General features: G+C 34.8%; 23 protein-coding genes. 11 read left to right on the top strand and 12 right to left on the bottom strand.

What is annotated here, in order from left to right; all coding sequences use genetic code 11:
- Nucleotides 1–5: 5 nt before the first annotated feature.
- The gene (locus ABFY81_RS01485) at nt 6–473 is read left to right on the top strand and encodes a hypothetical protein (RefSeq protein WP_347912867.1); all 468 of its coding nucleotides are present in this window, start codon (nt 6–8) and stop codon (nt 471–473) included.
- A gap of 114 nt (nt 474–587) precedes the next feature.
- Here the strand turns inward: ABFY81_RS01485 and ABFY81_RS01480 are convergent, their stop codons facing one another.
- Nucleotides 588–1748, bottom strand: a complete 1161-nt coding sequence (locus ABFY81_RS01480; protein ID WP_347912866.1) for a catalase family protein — start codon at nt 1746–1748, stop codon at nt 588–590.
- A gap of 183 nt (nt 1749–1931) precedes the next feature.
- On the opposite strand from ABFY81_RS01480, the gene ABFY81_RS01475 reads away from it, so the two are divergent.
- On the top strand, nt 1932–3803 hold the full coding sequence (locus ABFY81_RS01475; protein WP_347912865.1) for a phage capsid protein: 1872 nt from the start codon (nt 1932–1934) through the stop codon (nt 3801–3803).
- A gap of 228 nt (nt 3804–4031) precedes the next feature.
- Entirely contained in the window at nt 4032–5141 is a 1110-nt protein-coding gene (locus ABFY81_RS01470; RefSeq protein WP_191001637.1) for an S-(hydroxymethyl)glutathione dehydrogenase/class III alcohol dehydrogenase, read from the top strand.
- Between the two features lie 54 nt (nt 5142–5195).
- Here ABFY81_RS01470 and ABFY81_RS01465 read toward each other — a convergent pair whose 3' ends face one another.
- The 6 genes from ABFY81_RS01465 to ABFY81_RS01440 form a co-directional block, all read right to left on the bottom strand.
- Nucleotides 5196–6149, bottom strand: a complete 954-nt coding sequence (locus ABFY81_RS01465; RefSeq protein WP_347912864.1) for a DUF4882 family protein — start codon at nt 6147–6149, stop codon at nt 5196–5198.
- Between the two features lie 110 nt (nt 6150–6259).
- Nucleotides 6260–7270, bottom strand: coding sequence for a fimbrial protein (locus ABFY81_RS01460; RefSeq protein WP_019459158.1), 1011 nt, complete (start codon nt 7268–7270; stop codon nt 6260–6262).
- Nucleotides 7267–9828: a fimbria/pilus outer membrane usher protein gene (locus ABFY81_RS01455; protein ID WP_347912863.1), complete on the bottom strand. Its 2562-nt coding sequence runs from the start codon at nt 9826–9828 to the stop codon at nt 7267–7269. The genes ABFY81_RS01460 and ABFY81_RS01455 overlap by 4 nt, the downstream gene beginning before the upstream one ends.
- Nucleotides 9829–9887: 59 nt before the next feature.
- Entirely contained in the window at nt 9888–10622 is a 735-nt protein-coding gene (locus tag ABFY81_RS01450; protein WP_019459160.1) for a molecular chaperone, read from the bottom strand.
- An 85-nt stretch (nt 10623–10707) separates the two neighbouring features.
- Nucleotides 10708–11241: a fimbrial protein gene (locus tag ABFY81_RS01445; RefSeq protein ID WP_000731817.1), complete on the bottom strand. Its 534-nt coding sequence runs from the start codon at nt 11239–11241 to the stop codon at nt 10708–10710.
- Between the two features lie 449 nt (nt 11242–11690).
- Nucleotides 11691–11981: a hypothetical protein gene (locus ABFY81_RS01440; protein WP_019459161.1), complete on the bottom strand. Its 291-nt coding sequence runs from the start codon at nt 11979–11981 to the stop codon at nt 11691–11693.
- Nucleotides 11982–13403: 1422 nt separating this feature from the next.
- Here ABFY81_RS01440 and adeT1 point away from each other — a divergent pair.
- Complete coding sequence (gene adeT1, locus ABFY81_RS01435) at nt 13404–14399, top strand: putative multidrug efflux protein AdeT1 (RefSeq protein WP_347912862.1); 996 nt, start codon at nt 13404–13406, stop codon at nt 14397–14399.
- Nucleotides 14400–14532: 133 nt separating this feature from the next.
- Here the strand turns inward: adeT1 and ABFY81_RS01430 are convergent, their stop codons facing one another.
- On the bottom strand, nt 14533–15432 hold the full coding sequence (locus ABFY81_RS01430) for a LysR family transcriptional regulator (protein WP_240286622.1): 900 nt from the start codon (nt 15430–15432) through the stop codon (nt 14533–14535).
- A gap of 110 nt (nt 15433–15542) precedes the next feature.
- Here ABFY81_RS01430 and ABFY81_RS01425 point away from each other — a divergent pair, with 110 nt between their 5' ends.
- Both ABFY81_RS01425 and ABFY81_RS01420 read left to right on the top strand, forming a co-directional pair.
- A complete protein-coding gene (locus tag ABFY81_RS01425; RefSeq protein ID WP_347913403.1) occupies nt 15543–16466 on the top strand; it encodes an alpha/beta hydrolase in 924 nt (307 codons plus the stop codon).
- A 153-nt stretch (nt 16467–16619) separates the two neighbouring features.
- On the top strand, nt 16620–17504 hold the full coding sequence (locus ABFY81_RS01420) for an alpha/beta fold hydrolase (RefSeq protein ID WP_347912861.1): 885 nt from the start codon (nt 16620–16622) through the stop codon (nt 17502–17504).
- 35 nt (nt 17505–17539) lie between these two features.
- Here the strand turns inward: ABFY81_RS01420 and ABFY81_RS01415 are convergent, their stop codons facing one another.
- The 4 genes from ABFY81_RS01415 to ABFY81_RS01400 form a co-directional block, all read right to left on the bottom strand.
- Nucleotides 17540–18058 carry a GNAT family N-acetyltransferase gene (locus tag ABFY81_RS01415; RefSeq protein ID WP_347912860.1) on the bottom strand — a complete coding sequence of 173 codons (519 nt, stop codon included), beginning with the start codon at nt 18056–18058 and terminating at the stop codon, nt 17540–17542.
- 117 nt (nt 18059–18175) lie between these two features.
- The gene (locus ABFY81_RS01410; RefSeq protein WP_198072691.1) at nt 18176–19069 is read right to left on the bottom strand and encodes a lysine exporter LysO family protein; all 894 of its coding nucleotides are present in this window, start codon (nt 19067–19069) and stop codon (nt 18176–18178) included.
- Nucleotides 19066–19905, bottom strand: coding sequence for a 2OG-Fe dioxygenase family protein (locus tag ABFY81_RS01405; RefSeq protein WP_347912859.1), 840 nt, complete (start codon nt 19903–19905; stop codon nt 19066–19068). Before ABFY81_RS01405 ends, ABFY81_RS01410 begins: the two co-directional genes overlap by 4 nt.
- A 149-nt stretch (nt 19906–20054) precedes the next feature.
- Nucleotides 20055–20603, bottom strand: a complete 549-nt coding sequence (locus ABFY81_RS01400) for a TetR/AcrR family transcriptional regulator (RefSeq protein ID WP_347912858.1) — start codon at nt 20601–20603, stop codon at nt 20055–20057.
- A gap of 134 nt (nt 20604–20737) precedes the next feature.
- On the opposite strand from ABFY81_RS01400, the gene ABFY81_RS01395 reads away from it, so the two are divergent.
- The 5 genes from ABFY81_RS01395 (at nt 20738) to ABFY81_RS01375 (ending at nt 23705) form a co-directional block, all read left to right on the top strand.
- Nucleotides 20738–20932: a hypothetical protein gene (locus tag ABFY81_RS01395; protein ID WP_347912857.1), complete on the top strand. Its 195-nt coding sequence runs from the start codon at nt 20738–20740 to the stop codon at nt 20930–20932.
- Between the two features lie 656 nt (nt 20933–21588).
- Nucleotides 21589–21984 (top strand): hypothetical protein, encoded by a 396-nt coding sequence (locus ABFY81_RS01390; RefSeq protein ID WP_347912856.1) that lies wholly within the window; start codon nt 21589–21591, stop codon nt 21982–21984.
- A 106-nt stretch (nt 21985–22090) separates the two neighbouring features.
- Nucleotides 22091–22921: a hypothetical protein gene (locus ABFY81_RS01385; protein ID WP_347912855.1), complete on the top strand. Its 831-nt coding sequence runs from the start codon at nt 22091–22093 to the stop codon at nt 22919–22921.
- Nucleotides 22922–23047: 126 nt separating this feature from the next.
- Complete coding sequence (locus tag ABFY81_RS01380; RefSeq protein ID WP_039250982.1) at nt 23048–23245, top strand: hypothetical protein; 198 nt, start codon at nt 23048–23050, stop codon at nt 23243–23245.
- A gap of 88 nt (nt 23246–23333) precedes the next feature.
- The gene (locus ABFY81_RS01375; RefSeq protein WP_347912854.1) at nt 23334–23705 is read left to right on the top strand and encodes a hypothetical protein; all 372 of its coding nucleotides are present in this window, start codon (nt 23334–23336) and stop codon (nt 23703–23705) included.
- The last annotated feature ends 142 nt before the right edge of the window (nt 23706–23847 follow it).

Below are 23847 nucleotides of genomic sequence, written 5' to 3'. Positions count from 1 at the left end.
AGGACATGCCCCAATATTTGATGATTGCTGAAAAGGTTTATAAGCGATTTAAAGATCAAGATCTTTTTTCAAATATTCCCACCGAACAACTAAACAACTTAATAGCAGTGATTCGTAAAGAAATTAAAAACACCAAGTTTAAGCTTAAATATAACTTCATTGATTTTGAAGAGTGTCTAACCAAACCACTAGATCAGTGCGCCGTTAGAATTGATATTAGTTTGATGCCTAGTTATAAAAATAAAGATGAGTATATTTTATGGCTAGCAGGATTTATTGAAAGAATCACTACTGGTGGAGAAACTAGACTTCCGTCTATTTCAAAGTTAATTCCCCCGGATTTTAAGTTTAATAGTGAGTTTGACCACTATAAAAATTCTTCAGAAACTGCACAGAAAAATGATGATGGTGAATTGATCATTAAGTACTTTAAATCGGAAGATTTTAAAAAAATGGTAAAAGAAAGAAAATAATTTAAAGAATATAGAAGTGTTTCCACCACACTTCTATGTATCGCTGTTAAAATTCAGCAACCGCCTTCTGGGGCGGTTTTTTTATTCAAAATTTTGTTAAGTTGAGCTAATTTTTCACGGTTCTTGACGTGTAGCAGAATTCATCTCATGTCTAGTTCTACTTATATCTTCGTAAATAATTTTACGCATTCTGTTTATTCCGCCTAAAGGCTTATGCTCAGGTAAAGCATGCCACGGCGTAAAAGAGAGATTTTCACAAAATTGATTTTGTTCGGGCGTATCAAAGCTCTGTTTTGGTATATGAAGAGTCGCAACTTGGTAAAAAGGTGCTTCCGTTTCTTTCCACTCAGTCATTGCATCTTCAACTTGCATTTTATTTGAAGTTCTTGGCTGTATTAAAAATTCCATACAAACATCTTGCTTCTGCAAAGTATCTTTTAAAGCATCTCTTAAAAAATTATGGCTTGGATGATCAGGAAAAGCTGGGGATACCGCCGAGCAATTTCTTACTGAATATTTAACAGCTTGACGGTCATTATCTAAACCTAATTGATAGGGCACCATAGACCAGTAACGTGCATAGAGTGGATTGGAAATTTTAGAATTACGAGCTCCTAAAGCATTGATTGTTCCTTTTAAACCTAGGGCAAAAGGAATGTGGAGTTTATTAAAGAAACTCTTATTGTTCACATCATGAATAAATGAAAGATATCTTTGACCGTCATTTACAAAAAAGACTGGATGATTGATCATGATAAAATCTTGAGTTGTCGCTTCCTTTTCATTCTCTAAAATTTTGTCACCCGGTACATCTAAGACTTTTATAGCCATGCCGCGGGCATCTTTTTCAATATCTGCTTGAGAAGCATCGTTAGATGCATTTGAAAAGCGAATCCATGCTTGATAGCTTTTATCGGGAACAAATACACCTTTTGCAAGTTGAGTTGGAATATTTTTAAGTACATGAAACTCGGCACGAACACAACCATGTGCTTTAGGATGTGCATCTCTTAAGGCTTTGCTGGGTGAGTATTCTTTTCGGATAGATTCTTCAATAACTGTGGATATTTGCTGAGCCACTAACTTTTCATTTGGTTGCAGTTTTTCACCCAAGTATGTATCTGGCTCAGGATAAGAGTTTGCAATACTTGAAGAAATAACTGTGGGCTTACTATTTTTATGAAATGCTGTATCACTGCAACCACTTAATAATGATAAAGCTGGAGTCAAAAGTAACACTATTCTAAAGTGTCCTAACCGAGAAGGATTTGGCATTCATTGCTCCTTATTGCAAAGTCCACTTTAGAACTAAAATAATGTGTTAGGTTCATATTATTTTAATAATGATAATAATTATCTACTCTTCGTAGATTAAACTCAATTGTTACTTATCCAAACAATATAAATAAAATAATTATTTAATATAAGACTTCTTAAAGCCATTAAGAGCATTATGACATGATAAATAACTCACAAAATGTACAAAATAATTCTACGGTTTCTCCTCAACCCATTACTCAAAATATACTTATTGACAGGTTCAGTCCAAGCTATTGGACAATAGATGGCCCACAAAGTATGTCTTTTGCTATTACCAATTATGGCAATGGTTTTGAGGCAACTTTCCGTTCACGTATGACCACAGACTTAGCAGGTATTAGTTGGAACTCGTATGACACTAAAGATCATAAACTTTTAGCTTATGAAACTAAGTATAGCTATTCAGGCGTGATATGGGACTTTGACATTGAACTGTCATCCTCTATGCCTGTTTTAAATAATGAGTCATTAACGCCAACTCTAACTGTTTACTATAACGACAATGGGGTAGATAAAATCGCGTATATTGTTTTGTTCAACTACGCCAATAATCCATCTTCAAGATCTGCTCATATTCATATTAACTGGGATACAGTGAAAGCAGGTTTCTCGGCTACAGACAGCTTTCCAGTTACCAATATTCAGCGAATTTCTTTTTCAGCGTTTACAAGTAGCTATAACGCCCACTCATCTTTGCCCTTGAGTCAGTCAGAAGATGGTTATATTCGTATTACCAATTCAGTCGTTACTGGTACAAATGCACAGTTAAATCTAAGCCGAGTGATTGTACCTCAGCATAATTATGGCTTATGTACTAGCTATGACGATCATTACGATCTGAATCCACAGCGAATAGTAGATAACATGGCTGCTTTGGGATATCACGGTTTTATTAATCATTACTGTGGTATGTCACATTATCCTGAAATGATCTGGAGAAGTGATATTAATAGATTCCAGATTCCAGACACACTCGTTACAGGACAAGATGTCGTTAACCCATGTACCCGTAAATGGCATGAGAAATATGCTCAAGCTCTGCATAATGCAAATATGCAACCCGTTTTTGGGGTAAGTTTTGAAATGTACTCGTTAGGAGCAAATGAGTTTTGGGCACAGCGCGACTGGAATAGTAATTTGGGTAAAACAGGCTACCAGCCTCCAAGTTATTTCTTTAGTTTATGTGATCAAAGTGCTTTGGCATACTTACACAAAGTTTTTATTGAGTTCGCAGATACCTTGGTGACGGGCGGGTGTGATGTCAACATGCAAATTGGTGAGCCTTGGTGGTGGTACAACACGGATACGAACTTACCATGTGTCTATGACTATCCAACTAAGTTAGCTTTTAATGCAGATACAGGTTTATATGCGCCGGACTTGGGGACAATTTATGATGCAATGAATAAGACTGGAACGCCGTACGATGAGTTTAAGTCATGGTTACGAAATAAATTAGGACAAACATGCCAAGATATTCGAACAGCGATTAAAGCAAAATATTCAAATGCTCAAGTGTGTCCATTAATCTTTTTCCCATCTATCCGTTCTCCAATACAGACCTTAGCAACTTATATCAACTATCCAAGTGAATACTATTCTTATCCAAATTTTGATTACATCATGACGGAAGCCTATGATTGGCTTTTAGAAGCGAAACTAGATTTAGCTCATCAGGCTGTTTCACAAATACCAACTCAAGATTTAGGCTACCCTGTAAATAAAGTGGCCTATTTATCAGGATTTGTACCAGATGCATCTATTGCTTATATCTATGGGTTCGATAAAACCAAACCATATCGTACGCCGATCTGGCAAAGGATTTTTGGAGATATGCAAAACAACTTATCGCTTGGTCTGATGAAGCAGTTTATCTGGGCATATCCACAAGTGATGTTTGACTCGATTACAATTGATACTACTCAAGCTCCAAATGGCTTTTTTGTTGAAAATACGCTTTATTCTCCAATTAGTGATAACACACCATATCCACCAGATATTTACCTCTAAGTAAAAACAAGCTGCTTATAAGCTAATGATTTGATAAGAAACCTCTTCAAGTAAGAGGTTTTCTTCTTTTTTAAATGTAGGCTTGCTTAGATGTATCTGACTGGCTATGCTGTGATGGATTGTCATGAAAGCCAATTTTAATTTAAGCAAAATTAAGCTCTTGTATTACCAATATATAATCTATTTTGCTCGACTATAAATACCGAATGATTTAAAGGAAACCCAAAGATGAAATCTCGTGCAGCTGTCGCCTTTGCCCCAGGAAAACCTTTAGAAATTGTTGAAGTTGATGTTGCACCACCTCAAGCAGGTGAAGTTCTCATAAAAATTACCCATACAGGGGTATGTCATACCGATGCTTTTACACTATCTGGTGACGATCCTGAGGGTGTTTTCCCTGCGATTTTAGGTCATGAAGGCGCAGGTATCGTAGTTGAAGTGGGTGAGGGCGTAACAAGCGTTCAGCCGGGTGATCATGTTATTCCGCTTTATACTGCAGAATGTAAAGAATGCTTATTCTGTAAATCTGGAAAAACAAACCTATGTGTGGCTGTACGTGCTACACAAGGTAAAGGTGTAATGCCAGATGGAACCACACGTTTTTCATATAATGGTGAGCCGATTTACCACTACATGGGTTGTTCAACTTTTAGTGAATATACGGTAGTTGCTGAAGTATCTTTAGCTAAGATTAATCCTGAGGCGAATCACGAGCAAGTTTGTTTACTTGGATGTGGCGTGACGACTGGTATTGGCGCCGTGCATAACACAGCTAAAGTACAAGAAGGTGACTCGGTTGCTGTATTTGGCTTAGGAGGTATTGGCCTAGCTGTTGTACAAGGTGCACGTCAAGCAAAAGCAGGACGTATTATTGTAATTGACACAAACCCAGATAAATTTGAACTTGCTAAACAGTTTGGTGCTACAGATTTCTTAAACCCTAAAGATTACGATAAGCCTATTCAGCAAGTGATTGTAGAAATGACAGGCTGGGGTGTAGATCATTCATTTGAATGTATTGGTAACGTCAATGTTATGCGCTCGGCTCTAGAGTGCGCACATCGTGGTTGGGGACAATCCGTTATTATTGGTGTTGCTGGTGCAGGTCAAGAAATTTCGACACGCCCATTTCAGTTAGTGACAGGTCGTAAATGGTTAGGCACTGCTTTTGGTGGTGTGAAAGGCCGTACACAACTTCCTAAAATGGTCGAAGATGCGATGAAAGGTGAAATTCAACTTGAACCTTTTGTGACTCATACTATGCCTCTACAAGACATTAACGAAGCTTTTGATTTAATGCATGAAGGTAAATCAATTCGTACTGTCATTCATTTTTAAAAAAAGAAAAAGGGCTGTAATTCAGCCCTTTTTTATGACTTATAGTTTTATATCTTAGAGGGCATTACCACACATGTCAGTTGTGCCTTGAGGATAGCTAAACTGTAGTGCATTACGGTCAGTAATGAGTTCGTTGGAAAATTCGTATCCAAATAAATTTGTAGAAAGAATATTTATATTTCCATTCATTGAGAAAGCTATTTTCTGTAATGTACCAGGTAATTTAAATTGATATCCTTCATCAACACCATTAGAAATAAATCCGACTTGCTTAGTATCCTGATTAATGTAAACACCTAAGCGTTGATATTCATTTGTGTTATCTGCCATTTTTTTGCTTTTAAAGTAATTATCTATAAGTTTATAATTTCCAACTTCCGATGATACACTATGATACAAACGTGGTGGGTTCTCACCAAACTCAAAATCATGAACACCAATATCAAAATGATAAAATGATCTAATTGTATAGTTATTATCTGTAATACCATTAAAACTAATATCGGTTGAATAAGATGAGCTACTGGAAGAAAGTAGGGGTACTTTAAGCTCCATCTCAAAAGCAACAATACCTTTATTAGGTAATGAAAAATCACCTTCATAACTTGTTGAATTCGTTTTTGTCTTACTTTTTGCATTATAATCAAGATAACCGTAATTATCCTCAGTGACTGGCTCTACTTTAAAACCAAATTTTTGACCATTTATTAATGGATATATTTTCATAGGATAATATTCTGGATATTCTGTATTCCAAAGATCATAATCTTCTTGAGTCGCATCAAAATTATATTTGCAGACTGGGGCTGAAGAATTAAGGGAGGTAGTTTGAGCTAAGAGGGTTTGAGACGCTAATTTTTCATTCTTTGTAGTTGATGAAATGCTTTTAGATGATACTTTTTGGCTAGCCTGATTAGGCGTTACTGTATTGGTATTATCAGATGATACCTCATACATAGCCCAGCATAATGTAATTGCACTAATGGCAACTATGCCGATTTTTTTCATAGATATTCCTATTGAGTTGAGTATTAAGTTCTTAGAAAGTATTGAGAAAAAAGTTATTATTAATATTTAAATACTTGATATTTTTTTAATTTATAAACTATTGAATATGATTAATCATATTCAATAGTTACAGTTGCCATAGCACGAACTTTACCAGCAGTCACATTGGTTGCTGTTTGGTAGTAGCGGGCAGTCATCGGTACGTTATATTGAAGTGTCTGGTTAGAAGACAAAGTACCTAAGGCTAATTTATCGCCTTTTTTGATGACCTGATTTTTATTTTGATAGTTCCAGAGTAACTGCACACCCACACCATTCGCTTTTTCAGAAGCAGCAGCTGTATTTGCCAATACCTGATTGTTTGTACCGTCTTGTGTAAAGTCGTAACTTAAACTAATGACGTTTTTCTCTTCATAACCAGTAGGGTTGATGCCACCATTACATAGAATGTTCATATCAAAGGTTTGCTCGCCTTGAGTTGAACCAACACCTTTGAAACCAGCCTTCATAACAGTAGGAAGCTGCACAACCTTGTTAATGTTACCTTGGATTTCACACGAAGATGACGCAATGGTAATCGCATTGGCATTTACAGTACTTGTTAAAAAAGGTTTATCTGGATAACCACGGATATAGTAACTACTATATCTGCCTGGTACTAAGGTTCCTGAACCTGTTTGTGAAGCAATTTTAATAATTTCCACCACAAAATAACCCGATGCTAAATAACGATTACCTGAGATTCCACCACGTTGATAAGGATAATAGCCTGAGAAATTCGTATTATTTTCAGCTTCACGGTACAAACGAATACCAATGCCAGGAATATTAGTGGTATAGATGCTATTGCCTAAAGAGCTTAAAGGATAAGCTTGGGTTAATTCCGCAACTGCTACATCTCGACTATCACAGTTATTCGCTTGTGTATCAGTACGACTAATAGGAAAAGTCGCTTTTCTTAATATTGCACCAATTGGATCACTAGGGCGAACTACAACACGTCCTACAGCCATAAGTACATCATTTGGTTGATAACCAGTTATGTAGCATGAAGCATTAGCCTCACCATAAATCCCAAGACCAGCAGTAAATAAAGCACCAGTTAATAATATTTTTTTCATTTGCAGACAGCCTCAGTCATTACTACACTTTGTTGCTTGTTTTGCAACTGATTACTAATGTTGTACTCAACAGAACAACGCTCATTACTTTCATCACCCCATTTTACATAGAGGTGATCTTGAGCTTGTGGGGTACGCAAGTAAATCATACTACCTTGTGCAACAATACCTACAGCTTCGTCTTTTTGGTTAAAGACTTGTGCAGCAAACGGTAGACTGTTGCCATCTACAGTTTTACTAGTAATATAAACTGCATAGCCTGTTTTGGTTGCAAAGTCGACTTTAGCAATTGCACCAGCAAAAGGAGCAATACGTTGACTTGTTTCTTCAAGTTCTACTTCACTCGACATTTCTTGTGGGTCAAGGGTAATGTCATTAAGGCGATAAGGCGTAACATAAGGAACTACAGCATAACCCTGTTTATTTACGCTTAAACCAACAGCATTGTTGACTTTTGCTCCAGCAGCTTCTGGTGCATGCACAAGTACCATCGTTTGACCTTGTTCAGGTCCAAATAAAATACCTTCTGAGTGTGCAACCACACTACCAGTTAAGCTAACCATTGCTTGTTGGTAAGAATCAGCCACACTATAAGATCCACCAACAGTTGTATAGTTAGTACGATAACGTCCATTTACGTTAAATGATGGATTTGAATAGTCCTGATGTGACATTGAAGCGCCGTAACTAAAGCGATCTCCCACCATGCCACTTGCACCAACAGTACGACTGTCTTCAGAAGCAGTAACGTTGACGTTAACCGAGTTCTTCTTGAAATCAATCGGGAATGACAACGTCATTAAGTATTCAGTATCGTGTGTCTGGCTAGTTGAGCCATATTCAATCTTACGGTTAATTGCAGATAAGCCATAAGTTAAGCCATGGAAGTTATTACTGTAACCAACCTGATATTGTTTAGTACTTTCACTGCGATTCCAATAGTCAACCCACGAACCCACTACATAAAAATTACCCCAACCTTCAGGTAAGCCTTGGTTTAAGGTAATTTGGAACTCACTACGTTGACGACCAGCAGAATAGGTATTAATACCTTTTTCTTCAAAATCACGAATCAGCAAGGCATCACGTAATTTATAGAAGTTTTCTGTTGAGTAACGATAAGCTGCTAGTGTTAAGTTTGTGTTAGTTGGAGTGATTAATTTACTATAGCTTAAACGGAAACTTTGACCAGATTGAGATGACTGTTTCTCAAAGTCAGCTTCAGAGTGGGTAACGTCAAATGCAATCGCACCAATTGGTGTAGCAAAAGCAGCACCTAATAAAACAGCCGCATAATTTTCTGTTGCTTGTATACCCGTATAGCCAGTTAGGTAATTATTAATACCTTGTTGATATTTACCCTGAACCACCCAAGGATCCAAATCAATATCAGAGTCGCGGAACTGACCTATAGTCAAAGAATAACGATTCATACCAGGACGTAACATCTGTACAACAGATGCATAAGGCACGGCAAATTTTTGTATTTCACCATTTGCTTCAATAACAGTGACTTCGATTTCACCACCAAAACCAGTAGGGTAAAGGTCATTAATTTCAAAGTTACCCGGTGCTACCGTTGTTTGATAAATCAGTTGACCTTGCTGACGAACTTCAACTTTCGCATTGGTTTTCGCATTACCACGAATACGTGGAGCATAACCCAACATACTATTTGGCAACATTCGATCATCACTTGAAAAATCGATACCACGGTAGCCATAAGAGTCAAAAATTTCGCCGTTGGTAAAGCTATCACCGAGTGTCAAAACGCCGCGATATTTTGGGAACGCACGTTGTAAATAAGTACTAGTTTCGTCGTAACTCGATTTAGACTGATTTTCGGCAGGAGTATCTTGCCATTGCCATTGTCCATTATGACGTAATTGCCAGCCACCTAAATTTAGTCCAGCTGTAATCCCCATAAAGGCGTTCGACGTTTCACTTGTATCATTAGAATTAGTAAACGTTTTATAAGCACTACCGTTATAAGATAAAAAGCCAGCATTAATACCACGATCCCATACACTTGGGTCGACATAACCTTGAGCATTTTTTTGTAATGCAACTTGAGGAATTGAGATATCTACACGTAATCGTGAGTTATCAAACTCATAAAATGCATTTTCTACCCAATCTTCTATTTTATAACAAGCATTATTTTCTTTTTGAAGTGGGGCATGTTTAGACAAAATTTCTTGTTTTACACCATATTCAAGAAGATTCATTCCTGTAAAGCAGGTCACAGCATTTTGTTGCGTCGAATCTATTGCTTTAAATACCATGCGACGTTTACCAAACCATTGACCATTTACATATACGTCAACGTTATATTCGCCTGGTAAAACAGGATTACCGTATTTAAAACGAGAAATATCAACTTTTTTTGCATCGCCAATTAAAAAAGCAGAATCAAACTCAGCTTCGACAGGAGCATTCGCAGCTGTTTCTTCAGCATGTACGAATACAGGCATTGTCATTGTAACAACACCAGAAGCCAAGTAATAACAAATATGGCGTTTTAATAATTTATAAGATTCTTGCCGTTTTTTTGGCATAGCTAAGTCCGCCTACTCACATAATAGGTGCTTAAAATTTATTAAAAATATAAATCTGATTATTGAAGCTTTATTGTGTGTTCGACTCGACCACCGTAGTCATTCACATTAATAAAACTCATATCCTGAACATTGCCATTCTTAAGCTGAACGGATGCATCAGAAAAAGGCTTTACCATTAGCCCTTCAGGTAATAAATCAACTTTTTTATCACCGACTTTCTGAAAAACTGAAGTCATTGTGATATGAAAAGGAGTTGGATTTTTTACCGTTAAGTTTTGACCAGATTTAACCCATTGAAGTTTATCTGCTGCTAAGTTCGCGTCATCTTTAATCGAAGCTGGACGATAAAAGAATTTAATGCGTGAGCGAATGGCTAATTGCAGAAAATTATCAGGTGTCGTATCTGCACCCTTTGAAGTTGGTCTTGGAGGAATATCCAAAACGTTTAACCATAAAACAGTTTCTTGCTTTTGATTCAATTGAGAAGCTGTAGGGAGGGCAGTAATACGAAAAGTCTGACTTTTAGTTGCTTCAACACGAGAAATTGGAGGAGCAATCATAAAAGGAACTTTTGATTGGTCTGGAGTACTTTTTGCATCACCTTCATCAATCCAAGCTTGAACAAGAGCTGGTTTTGAACCGTTATTGCTAACTTGTAGCGTCACTTCACGAGCATCTGATGGATAAATTACACGAGTACCATGAATTACAATTTCTGCATGAGTGGCAGGTACAACTACCGCCGAAGCAAATGCCAAACCTAACAAAAAATTATAACTGTTCAATTTCATTTCAGATTCTCAGCCAACGAAGTTTGGGAAAGTGCTACACAAAATAGGGTTTCTATACGAATATAGAAACCCTATGATCCATCAATTATTGATAGATAATTGTGTATTGAACAGAAGTGTTCACTTTACCAGCAGTAGAAGCGCCAGTTGCATAGTATTCAGCATAGTAGTTAAGGTCTGCGCTACCAGCTGCAGCTACGTCAACCCATTGTGAGTTAGCTTGAGCACCGTTTGCACCAGCAGCAAGAACTGGGATGAAGTTGTTGTTGCTACCTAAAAGTTGAACGTTAACGTTTTTAGCACCAGTAGCGTCTTTGTTAAGTAAACGACCAGTATTAAAGTCAACATTTGCACCTGGTTCAAAGTAAGTAGCTACTTTACCTTCAGAACAGTTAGCTAATTTAATTTGGAAAGGAGTACGACCAGCAACATCCCCAGCAACAGCTAAAGTTTGTTTAGAAACAGTTGGAAGAGTAACTGTGAAATCTTTACCAGCAGGTGTAACGATGTCACAAGTTTTGTCTGTTACTAAACCATTAATTGTAATTGTACCATCAGCAGCTTGAGCGTTCGCAATTCCTACAACTGAAAGAGCAGCGATTAGAGCAAGTTTTTTCATAGTGTTTTCTCAAAAAGTCTGGATAAAAGTTTAATCTCTTACTTTTCCAGAGTTTGGCATCTTGAAAAGTAATGCGGCGATACTAACACTTTTAAAACAAAATGCAAACTAGATCACAATATTTTTAAATAAAAAGAAATAAAACACTGATTTTGACTAAAGCCCAAGGATATAAAAAACTAAGTCTATGTTTTAAAAAGAATTTCTAGTTGTTGTAAGTATGAGAAAAGTACTAAAAAAGTATTTCAAGAAAAAAATAAATACTTATAAAAAATTTGGTAAAACAATTATATACGATAGTTTATCTTTTTGCTTAACAAAGTGTGATCAATTAATCTTTTTTTAAGATAAAAGGTGAATTGCTTATTATTTTGATTAAATAATAAGCAATTCACCTTAATCTTTACATAGAGTACTTCATCCAGAGCAACAAATCTGGACTAATATTTTTAGTGATAATTTAGAACTACTACTTTTTTATTAGCAGTTATTGTTTCAATACTTGTATCCATTTTTTCAGTATGTCGTGCCAAGTTGAATACATTGTCTTTATTTAAATATTGAGTGTCGATAGTCGTATTCAGCATATTGATTTGAGCACAGTCTTTTTCAACATTTACTGTAGAACAAGTATCTTCAACAATATTTCCTTTAATCATTATTGTGTTATTTGCATAACAAAATAGTGGTGAAGTGGAAATTACCGCTAAAACCATAAGTTTAAATATATTATTTTTCATTTTATATATACCTATTTATTAAATAGTTAATATAAGAGATACAATAATTTTTATTTAAAAACAATATAAAAATCCATTTTAATAAAAAATAAATAAATAACATGTGACCTATATCTCACTAATTATTTTATTTATATAAATAGTTAATACTTTATAATTAATTTAATAAAAATGATAATAAAATCACACTTTTACAATAATAGTGAATCGCAGTCCATATAAATTTAAATTACTGATAATAAATACTTTTAATAAAAACATGACCTTTCAGCGATAGATTAAACTTATTCTTGTATATTTCTTATTAATAATGAAATTTATATAATATATTATTTTCAATAATCACAAAAATAATTGATAATATAAAATACAAACCTTTAAAGCTCTTTCAAATTTTCAACTAATAAAAATAGCCATATTTTAAAATATAGTTAAATAATTGCAAAAATTTATTTAGAATAAATTAATAGTTTTAAAATTGAACTTTGAAGCCACTTAAGGCTCCAAAGGCTAATTCTTGTACTATGACAACTGCTAGCTACTTGTACGAATTTGTTTTAATCCTTAACTTTGAACAAAAAAGAATTATCTATTGATTCATAAGAGTAAACACAAAAAAGTGCCTAGAGAATGTTGTAGTGACTCTTAGGGCTTTATAAGTCTCTTAAATTTGTATTAGTGGATAAAGCTCAATACATAGTCAGCAAACAAAATGCCAGAGTGGGAAATATATTGCTAGCTATGGTCAAATATACATTACATAATAGTTCGCATAATGTATATTATGTTAAATAAGATATATAGAAACCATACCTATATATGGCGCTGGCTACTCTACGTTGTTGCTGCGCCGTTTATTCTTTACTGTGGTTAATTATTAAGTTTGCACCTCTGTCTGCTGGGCCTTAGCGCTCTTAATTACCTTTGGTATAACCCTATTTCTAGTTTTAACCAGAATAATTCTCTAGGTAGCCTTCTACAAAATGTAATTACACTTTTATATTTACCCTAGCGTGCTGAGCGACTCACTACATCGTGAATTTCTGACATGTATTTTTGGTTACTGGATACCTAGAGATTATTTTGCTAAATCGCCTTCTGGCTTCTAAAGTTATTAACTTGCTTAGGCTAAATTGCAATACATAAAAAATTTTTCTATCCTATTGAATTTTATATAAATATTTTAAAACCCTCTTTACATGCTCTTAAAAACTGATATAGTACGTATGTGCAGCTATTCTTTAAATTTAGCCTGCTGGTAGATCTCAAATTATCTAAACAATAGCTAAATCACAAAAAAATAAGATCCAACTCAAAGCTGTCTTTTGACTTTTTCACTAAATATTTTCCTTGAAATGCCATATCTAATCTAAGCCAGATTCATACAATAATTTTTATAATTTAAATAATGGATAATTAAATATGGATTGTTTTAAAACTATTTTATTGATTACAACTGCCTGTTTAACCACAACTCTTTATGCCAAACAACAAGTCGTCTGTGTATTTGACCCAATTGGTAAGTCAGGAGATGCTTTCGCTTTAGCAAAGGATTATGCACTTGAAGCCAAAAATTGGGGAGCTGATCTATCTTTAAAAGCATATGTTGATGAACGTGTTGCGGCTGAAGACTTAAAAGTTGGAAAATGTGATGGCGCAATTATTAGCGGTTTACGTGGCCGTCAGTTTAATAAATACACAGGGTCTTTAGATGCGGTTGGCGCATTAACAAATATGAAAACGGCAATTAATGCCTATAAGCTGTTGTCATCACCCATGGCCGCAAAAAACATGGTGGTAGGCCCTTACGAAATTGCAGGTTTAGGGACTATTGGCCCTGCATATTTATTTGTAAATGATAGAAGTATCAATACACTCGCTAAAGCTGCCGGTAAGAAAATTGGAGTATTTAAATATGATGAAGCTCAACCAAAGCTTGTGCAACAGGTTGGCGGTCAGGCTGTATCGGTAGACGTCACCAATGCCGGTGCGAAGTTTAATAACCATGAAATTGATATTGTGCCCGCTCCTATTGTGGCCTTTAAACCTTTTGAGTTACACAAAGGTTTAGGTGAAAAAGGAGCTATCGTTCGTTTTCCTTTGACTCAAATTTCAGCCAACTTCATTATTCGTAAAGACCAATTTCCAGCAGGTTTTGGGCAAAAGTCTCGAACTTGGGTAGCCAGCCAACTAAACAGAACGTTTGGCGTTATTGCTAAATATGAAAGTGATATTCCTTCAAAATACTGGATGGATATTCCTAAAAATGAACAATTAAACTATATGAAAATGATGCGCGAAGCACGTATACAACTCACCAAGGCAGGTATTTATGACCCTAAAATGATGAACTTTTTGAAAAAAGTGAGATGTAAAGAAAATCCAAGTAATTTTGAATGTGCATTAAATGATGAATAAATTAAGCAAACTTCTTCTTTCATCATTAACTTAAACCAATTTTCTTACACGGATGTTATTGGAATATCCGTGTTTATTTAATTAGCAGCAAAATTCTAATTATTGGCTCAAACCATAAGTCTCTTATGAGCAGCTATTTTTTATTAAAATTTTCTTTTAACGCATCGATTAAGATATTTAATAAAGGTGCTTGCTCACGTCTATGGGGATAATACAGATGATAAGGTTCATAGTTATGTCGCCAGTCCTTTAGCGTTTCTTCCAGTTCACCACTTTCAATATAAGGCTGAACCATATCAATAGGTAAATAAGCGATTCCTACACCGCTCCTTACTGCTTGAAGCACTGGAGATAAGGTTGTAAAAACGATTTTAGCATTAACAGTAATTATTTGTGTCTTACCTTGTTTGGTAAATTGCCAACGATAGAGTTCACCATGTGTTGGTAATCTTAAATTAATACAGTGGTATTCCACTAAATCTTTTGGATGCTTTGGGTGACCATAACGAGCTAAAAACTCTTTGGTTGCAACAGTAAGCATTTGTATTGGCTCACTCACCTGTAAAGCGATCATATCTTTAGAAACTAAACCGCCTCTTCTAAGTCCTGCATCAAAACGCCCTTCTACAATGTCAACAAGACCATAATCAGATATGATCTCTACTGAAATTTTTGGAAATTGTTGTATGACTTTTTCAACTGCTGGCCATAAAACACTTTGTATTCCATATTCATCTGCGCTAATACGTAATGTTCCTGCTGGATCATTTTTTAAAGCACTAATTTGATTTATGCCATTTTCTATTTCTTCTATTGCAGGTTGAAGCAAATTTAATAGATATTCACCTGCTTCTGTCGGTGCCACACTTCGTGTTGTTCTTGATAATAGTTTTATGCCAATTCGGTCTTCTAAATTACGGAGTGTTTGACTAATGGCTGACTGTGAAGTCCTGAGTTTTGCGGCTGCGCGTGTAAAGCTACGTTCCTGAGCAACGACCATAAAAGTGTGCAAATCATTTAAATTTTCTTTCATTATTTATAAGTATTCAGTATAAGTGCTATCTGATTATAGTGGATTATCATAATAAATCACCACGGTTATATTAATTTCATCGACCTAGTTCTTCTTTCGGAGAGAAGATGATGAAAACTGTAACTTTCAAAAATAAAAACATCGATGTTTCTGCAACTATACGTTTTCCAAAAGATTTCGATGAAAACAAAACATATGCAGCCATTGTATGTACGCATCCAATTAGTAGCTGTAAAGAACAAACTGCCGGCGCAATCTATGGTGAAAAACTCACTGAAGCTGGGTTTATTACTTTAGCATTTGATGCATCGTATCAAGGTGCTAGTGGTGGTGAACCTCGTTTTCTTGAAGACCCTGCAACACGTGTAGAAGATTTTCGCTGTGCAGCGGACTATTTAACAACGCTTGCTTATGTTGATGAAAACCGTATTGGTGTATTAGGTGTGTGTGGTGGCGGTGGTTATGCTGTTAATGCTGCTATGACTGAACGCCGTTTTAAAGCAGTCGCAACTGTGGTTGCAGCAAACTATGGTCGTTTAATGCGTGAAGGTGACCAAACACCTGAAGCTGCCATTAAAACTTTAGAAGCCATTGCAGCACAACGTACTGCGGAAGCTCGTGGTGCCGAACCGTTTATTACCCAGTACATTCCAAACTCACAACAAGAGCGTGAACAAGCTGGCATTCATGATATTGATATTAAAGAAGCTGTAGATTACTACAAAACCCCGCGCGGTCAGACAGAAGGTTCACCAAATAAACTTCGCTTTTCAGGTTTAGCGGCTGCTGTTGGGTTTGATGCCTTTCATTTGGCAGACCACCTACTCACCCAACCCTTACAAATTGTGATTGGTAGAGTTCCGGGAGGCTTCGGTTCATATCGTGACGGTTATGAGCTATATAACAAAGCGGCCTCTAAAGATAAAAACCTCTTTGTGGTTAAAGATGCAAGCCATTATGACTTATATGATCAACCTGAACCTGTTGTTCAAGCCTTAGAAAAAATTATTCCATTTTTTCAAAAACATCTTTAATTCATAAATTGGAAAGTTTCCCAAGCGGGGAAACTTTCCAAATTTTGTCTTGAGTATTCAATTTAGCAAAAACAATTAATAAACTTATATATTGATTTTAAATTTCAATAATTAGAAAATCACTCGCAATCATAAATAACTACAAGAGTTCTCATGCTTCCTAATAAGAAAAAGAATATAGCCCTTTGCTACATTCTTCCTTTGATTTTAGTTGTTGGCTTCTATGCCTTTTTTCGGGTATCTATTCTTCCTTATATTTATACCAAGCAAGCACAGCATCAACTTTTAACAGCAAATAATCAAACAACTGAGATTTATTGGAAAGAACCAGACCTCTTAGCCGATAAAAAGTATCCAGCAATTATCTTCTTACATGGTATTCAGAAAGACAAACAAGGTGCTAAAGCCTTTGTACGCTCAGGCTTGTTAAATGAATATGCTAAAAAGAACTTTTTTAGTGTTGCTGTATCTATGAGTGGATATGGTGAGTCATCTGGGAAATCAGACTTTTGTGGTAAAGCTTCACAAAATAATCTTGTACAAGCCATTAATTTTGCTAGATCACAGCCTAACGTTGACCCAAACAAAGTTGCAGTAGTTGGTATTAGCTGCGGTGCTTCCATAGCGAATGTTATAGCCAACTCAGACAAGATAAATGCTTTAATTCTGGTATCTGGGTTTTATGACTTTAAAGGTATGTATGCGCAGTGGAGTTCTAACGCTAGAACACTACCATCAAATGTAATTAATGAAATAAATGAATCTATTGCTACAGATAAAAATATAGAAATGGCATCTGCTGCTAGATCATCGCTACCGATTTCGTCTGAATATCCACCTACTCTTATATTAGTTGGCACTAAAGACCCTATTGTTGACCCAAAGCAAAGTATTCAGCTACATCAAGTACTTGATAGTAAAGGTATTCCAAACACTTTAGAACTTATTCAAGATGCCAAACATCCTGTGCCTGCTAATGTCTGGAAAACTAAAAGTGATTCATTTTTAGAAAAAACTTTGAATATAAAAATTAAATGATAAATGGGTTGCTCTGTAGATACTTATATCAGCCCTCAATCAAGATTTTTATAATAAATAGCTGTACCGTCATAGTTCCCGTTTGAACTTAATGCAAAACCCGGAATTACACCGACACGAACAAATCCAATTTTGCTATATAAAAGTTCGGACACATCGCTTTCACGTGTATCTAAGACGAGTAAACGCAAGCCCTTTTCTCGTGCAAAGTTTTCTAGTTCATTCATTAGTAATATTGCTATTCCTTGTTTTCTTGCAGATGTAAGCACCATAAGTTTTTCAACTTCAGCTCTATGAACACCGTTCTTTTTACTCACTAAGGATAATTGAACACTACCAACAACCGTTCCTTCTTGTATGGCAATCCATAGACGGCTATTACCTTGTGTTAATTTATGGTTGACCTCACGCCAATAATTTAAGACATCGTTCTTTTCTATGGGAGCTAGAAAACCTATAGAAGCTCCACTATTGATAGAATCTTCTAACAGTAGCGATAAACCTTCTTCATAATCGCCAATTTCTTTTATTTCTAAAATTTCGATATCTTTCATATTTCTTCTCAAATTTTTAGCCAGCAGAGACAATATCTATTGTCTAACCACTGGCTAAAAATTTATTTACAAACCAATTATGTTAGTAAATATCCCTTTAATTTTTATCATATTCTTTTAGACAAATACTGAAAAGAACACAATAAAAAAAGGTGCTAGTACTGTTAAGATAAATCCACTGAAAATAGCAATTTGAACATCTAATTGGGAGCAATTATTTTTTACAAATGGAAGTGTCGAATCCATAGCGGTAGCACCACACACCCCAATCACAGGATTCGGATAATTTCTTCCAAGAAGATATAATAATCCTATAGCATAAAACTCTCTGATTAAATCAGTAAGTAGAGCAAATGTACCTTGCTCTGGTCCTAAGATTTTGCCTATTAATGGTCCCGATAGAGAAAACCATCCAAACCCACTTCCTAAAACTAGCAGTTCAAAAAAAGATTTATCTAAAATAAATTTTGCTACATAAGCCGAAACGAATAATGAAAGGATTGTAACTAAGGGTACCTTGAAGTGATTGATAGTTAGAGATTGAATCCTAATAGTTGATAAATCAATTCCCACTAAAAAAATTAAAATATAGAGTAAAATACTACTTATAACCTCACTACTCCAACCACTAGGCAGTAAGAGATATAAGATCATCCCAATAATAACCATAGAAATGGCAATCAAGCATTCTTTGATAGGTTTAAAAATCTCAGATAAAGATTTTTTATGTTCATTTACATTTTTAACCTTTTTAAATAGGAAAATAAAAGTAATTAAAGTGATTATTGTTGAATAAACAAAAGATTCTAAAATTACTTTTGTACCTAATTGCTTATCAAAAAGAATACTACCAAATTGAAATCCTATAGATATTAAAAGTAACCAAACTAGAATAGATATATAACTAACTAACTTATCTCTAGTATTACTATTTGCTGCTTGTCCGACTCCCCATCCTGAGACCAGAGCTAATAAGATAGGGAGTAATGAAAATATAAGGCTATTTATCATATGTTTTGTTTCGTTAGGGAATAATCAATTAAAATCATCCATCTTTCACCCATTAAATCATCTTGAGATGATTCAACTTTTTTAATTGGTGATACATAATGGCATACAGAAGAATCATGGACAGCAAAACTATCAGAAATATTTTTTAATGTAAAATGACTATAAATATTCTCTACATTAACTTCTTTTAAACTCTTATTCCTCTCACTTGGATGAGCTATATAATTCTCTCCTCCAACAATATTATTACTGCGATAAATTAAGTGAGCAAAAGTAAAAGGTTCTCCATCCTGATGAAAACAATCTGGTGAACTAATTCCTAAAATACAATTTGAATTAGAAGTTAATTTAACAAAATGTACCCCAATATAAATAGGAAGATAATGGTCATTTAGTCCGAATGTTAATTTATAATCATCAATAACTAATTTATTTAAATAATTAGTCTTTTTTACATCTTCACTTAAAGCATTAAAGTATCTGATAGAGCTATGTTCGGGGTTGTTATTTCCTTGGTCATATCCTGATAAATATTCACCATTATCATTTGCTACAGGCGGTAACCAAATTGGTTTTATCTCTTTTTCCCATGGCAATATTAAAGCATTTCCGTACCGACGAAAACGTTGAGTATCTGAGGGAGCAAATTGATCTTTTTCTAACATTTGAAACTCTTCAAATATTACTCTTTTTGAATCAGAATCAACCTCAGCAGCCTTATATTGTAAAAAGCCATTTTTTTCAAACGAACTTTTTAAAGCTAAAAAAGAATCTTGATAGTTAACATCCAAAAGTTCTTCTGAATTTATTGTGTTTGAATATGCAAAGTTTTTCATATTTTACCTATTTAAATATTATTGATTTATATTATGTGAAATAGCATTATACAGAACTGTCTGTACTGTTCAATATAAAAATAAGAATTCAAATGTGTATCCATGGCTTGTCCGAACTTAATCATCTACACAATTATTCAATGAATTATTTACCCCCATCCCCTCAAAAACACCTCCAACACTCTCTCATCAACTTCATCTGAACTTAAACGCTGAATGATTGCACCATCGATCATATACAAAAAGAGTTTAGCATCGGTAAACGAAGCATCGGAGTTAAGTGCTCTAAGCTGGCTATATATTTCGTTGGTGAGCCATGTTCTATATCTCACGGCGGTTGTATACGCGTTTGGATAGTTATTTTTAGTTTCAAAAATGGCTTTAAATAACAAATAATACAGCCCGCCTATGTCTGCGTGTAAGTAGTAGAGCTTTTTGAGTTTATCGGCTGCGCTGGTGTATTCGTCGTATTCGACCATAGAAACTACTTTTTCTTGGAGTCGTTCTTTTTGTACGATCAGGCAAATTTCAATAAAGCGTTCTTTAGATTGAAAGTAGGTATAAAAGGTCATTTTTGGAATTCCAGACTCTTTCACAAGTCTGTCCACGCCGACTATATGAAACCCATTGTAGTGAAACAGCTCAATTGATTTATTTACGACTTTTAATGCACGTGTTGGGAGAGTTAAATTTTGCATATTTTTACCGTTATAAATTAAATTTTTGTTGTATATAAATGAGATATAAAACCCTTCCACTTTTCTAAAGGTGAAAAAAAGGCGTAGCAAAGCCGTAAAGACTGTGCCGAGCACATCTCAAGTTTTAGTTGTTGATGAAAGTTTTAAGTAATAACGAGCTAAAGCCTGAAAAGCCTTACGGCGATCAAGCTGCGTTAAATGTTTTAAGCTGTGTTGTTATAGCTTTTGGCAAAGGTTGCCAAGAAATTATGGATGTGCAAAGCCAACTCCTTATATATGGAGTTCTGCCAGAGCATAAGATTTATGGTGGCAGAACGGAAGAGGGTTAGCAGACTGGTTAAGACATCCAGCACACCCGAGGGTGTCCCTCTCCCGTCCTACCGCTACGGGAGGGAACTGGGAGTGTGCGCACAAAACTATTCCTCAGATGAAATAGCTCTGATGCGGTCTTAAAAACGGTCTGCTAAAACCGACTGGCAATGTGGCCAGCAGGCAAATGGTAATCTCCAATATTTGAGGTGTCAATGTGAAATTGGCTAGAAATTATTTAAATAGTTATTATTTTTCATTTAATTAGATAATTAAGGAAACTCTTAAGTAATATTTACAATCATCTTTTATATCATTAAGTTAAAGTTTAAAATTTCAAAAAGTTAAGCACTGGTTTTGTTCTTATTAAGCAAGAATGAATAAATAAAAATGAATAAATTCTTATAGTTTTGCGCTCAGTGCAAAACTCTTATGCCTAATTTGAGTATTCCGTCAGATGAACTTATTACATAAAGTAAATATGTACTCCTACCCATTTTCTTAGCATCCTCATTTGTATATTCATTAATGGGTACAACTGGCTTTATTCGTTCATCTACGGCTTACCATTGATAAATAACTAAAAAAAATGTCATATTAAATCAATGTAGATTGTTTTTGATTAATATATATTCAATAAAAATTACTTAATTTTTCATTTAAAAATGGGCGCATTATGAGCAAAAACACAAACAATACTCTAAGCATTTATGGGTTAGGCCTTTTCATTTTTTGTCTTATCATCTTTGCTATCACATCAAAATTCAAGGTAGTTTTTGGGATAGATGGCGACACTGCATTAAACGTTCTTGGCGGAATGGTTATTCAGGTTATAGGGCTTGGAATATTTCTTGTCATATCTCGCAGATTATTTGAAATAGTGTTAATTGCTATACCGACATGTTGTGTTTGGCTTAAACCTATTTTTGATTTTTATGCAATTCATAGTCAACCTAACGTGCCATTTCCTTTTACAATGCCAGGACAATTTTTAATGTTTGTACTTCTATGCATATTCAGCTTTGCCATTTGGTACTTTAAAAATCACGTCTGGAAAGAAATTTGGTCATAAAAATCTTTTTTTAAATAAGATTTTTCAGTGTTAAGCCCTCTCCGGAGGGTTTTTCTGTATTCTAATAGAGTGAAATATAATACAAAATTACTGGGGATTAACTCTAATGAGTAGATATGATATTAATAATTTAATTGGACAGATTTATAAAAATGTGCCGTCAATCGGTAGCGCAATACATAAGATTGTAAACAACCCTGGAATACAAAGAATTGGACAAATTCACAGACAAATATCGAATGTCGTAAAGGATCCAGCTTCCCAACAATTTATACATAACTTATCGGCCTGGGCTAAACAACAAGAAGAAATTGCACCTCACATGGAGCAAATTTTAGATGAAATGCAGAATAATGGTAACTATTCTGAAGCTTTAAAAACTATCCGATATCGACAACTATTAAGGTTAATTGTTAATAGTCAAAAAGTAGAAGATAGGAATCTACTTAATCTTATTAATCAGGAAGTTTTCCAGAAGCCAATTTTGACCTATTTTGAAAAGATAGATTTAGGGACTCATTTTCAAAAAAGAAAGCCCCTTATTGAAGAAGCTTTCCAACTCTATAAACACGAATTTTATGCTGGCTGTTTGACGCTTTTACTTTCCCAATTTGAGGGCATCATTACAGATTATTTGATTTTTAAAGGGGTAATTGTAAAAAATAAAAATAAGTATAAGAAAGTCTCTGATGGTAAGGATGTAGTTGGTCTAGCTGCTAAAATTGAGTTGGCCAAGGACATAAATGAAAATTTTAAACGTTTAGAAAGTTTTAACTTTGATAATGATCAAAACATAAAATTTCATAGTGAACGCAATGCTATTTTGCATGGCTCAAACATAGCTAATTTCAATGCAGAAAGATGTTTTGTTGTTTTTATCTGGATTGATTCAATCCTTGGTTCAATATATACCGAAGAAGTTACTTTAAAAAAATAGCCAGCTCTACTTGATGTTGGGTTGCAAAAAAGGCTCTAAATGGAGCCTTCTTTATGCTTGGAACAAAAAAATATGATCCGTGCTAGATCCTAGAAAATGTATTTAAATTTTTTCAGGACCTTATTAATGACGGTTACAAAAGTTCTTCAAGAGCAAACAGGTATTCAATATCAAGGTGTACAAGATAAGTCCGAAACGGATCCACGCGATACTTTATCAAATGCTATTTTCACTGCGTTTTTAAACGTGGACGCTTTGATAAGCCAGTTAAAATTACTTCAAGTAATATCCGGGCAAAATTGGGTTATGATCCTAGCAACATAACTTATATGGCCATTGAAGACTGTTTAAAGACAGGTACGCCGTTTGTTTGAGTTCAACGCATTGAAGTAGCTGTAACTGTGAATCTTCAATGATTTTGATCAATTATAACGATCATCGTGTTCAGATTGAGTATTGCGATGTACGCTATCGTGTTCAGATCAATGAAAAAGAATATGTAGGCATTATAACTTCAACGACCCAATACAGTACTTTTGATGGCTTACTCTCAGTTTATGAACCTGAAGTCACAACCGATATTGCTAATTATATTTCTTTTTACACTTCATCTGATGACGGTGCATACTTCCTAGAAAACCTCACAACCTCTTGTCTTAAAATAAAAATTCAAGCTGAACTTATTGAACAAGTTGGTGAAAGCGATAGGTTGACTACGCCAGCGATTGCAACTATTAGATTCTATGATTTTCAGTTATGCGCTAATAACGTTGAACCGCGATAAAGAAGTTAAAATTAAAGGTCCTGAAAAGGGCCTTTTTATTATAGAAAATAAAATCACCCCTGCCCTTTACAACCTGTACAATTACTTGTACAGTTAAACCTGTACCATTAGTTGTACATGTATGATTAATGGTTAGTTGGGT

It is taken from the genome of Acinetobacter sp. WA-87 (assembly GCF_039938935.1).
In the GTDB taxonomy this organism is placed as follows: domain Bacteria; phylum Pseudomonadota; class Gammaproteobacteria; order Pseudomonadales; family Moraxellaceae; genus Acinetobacter; species Acinetobacter seifertii.
This window is presented reverse-complemented; position numbering and strand designations above follow the sequence as displayed.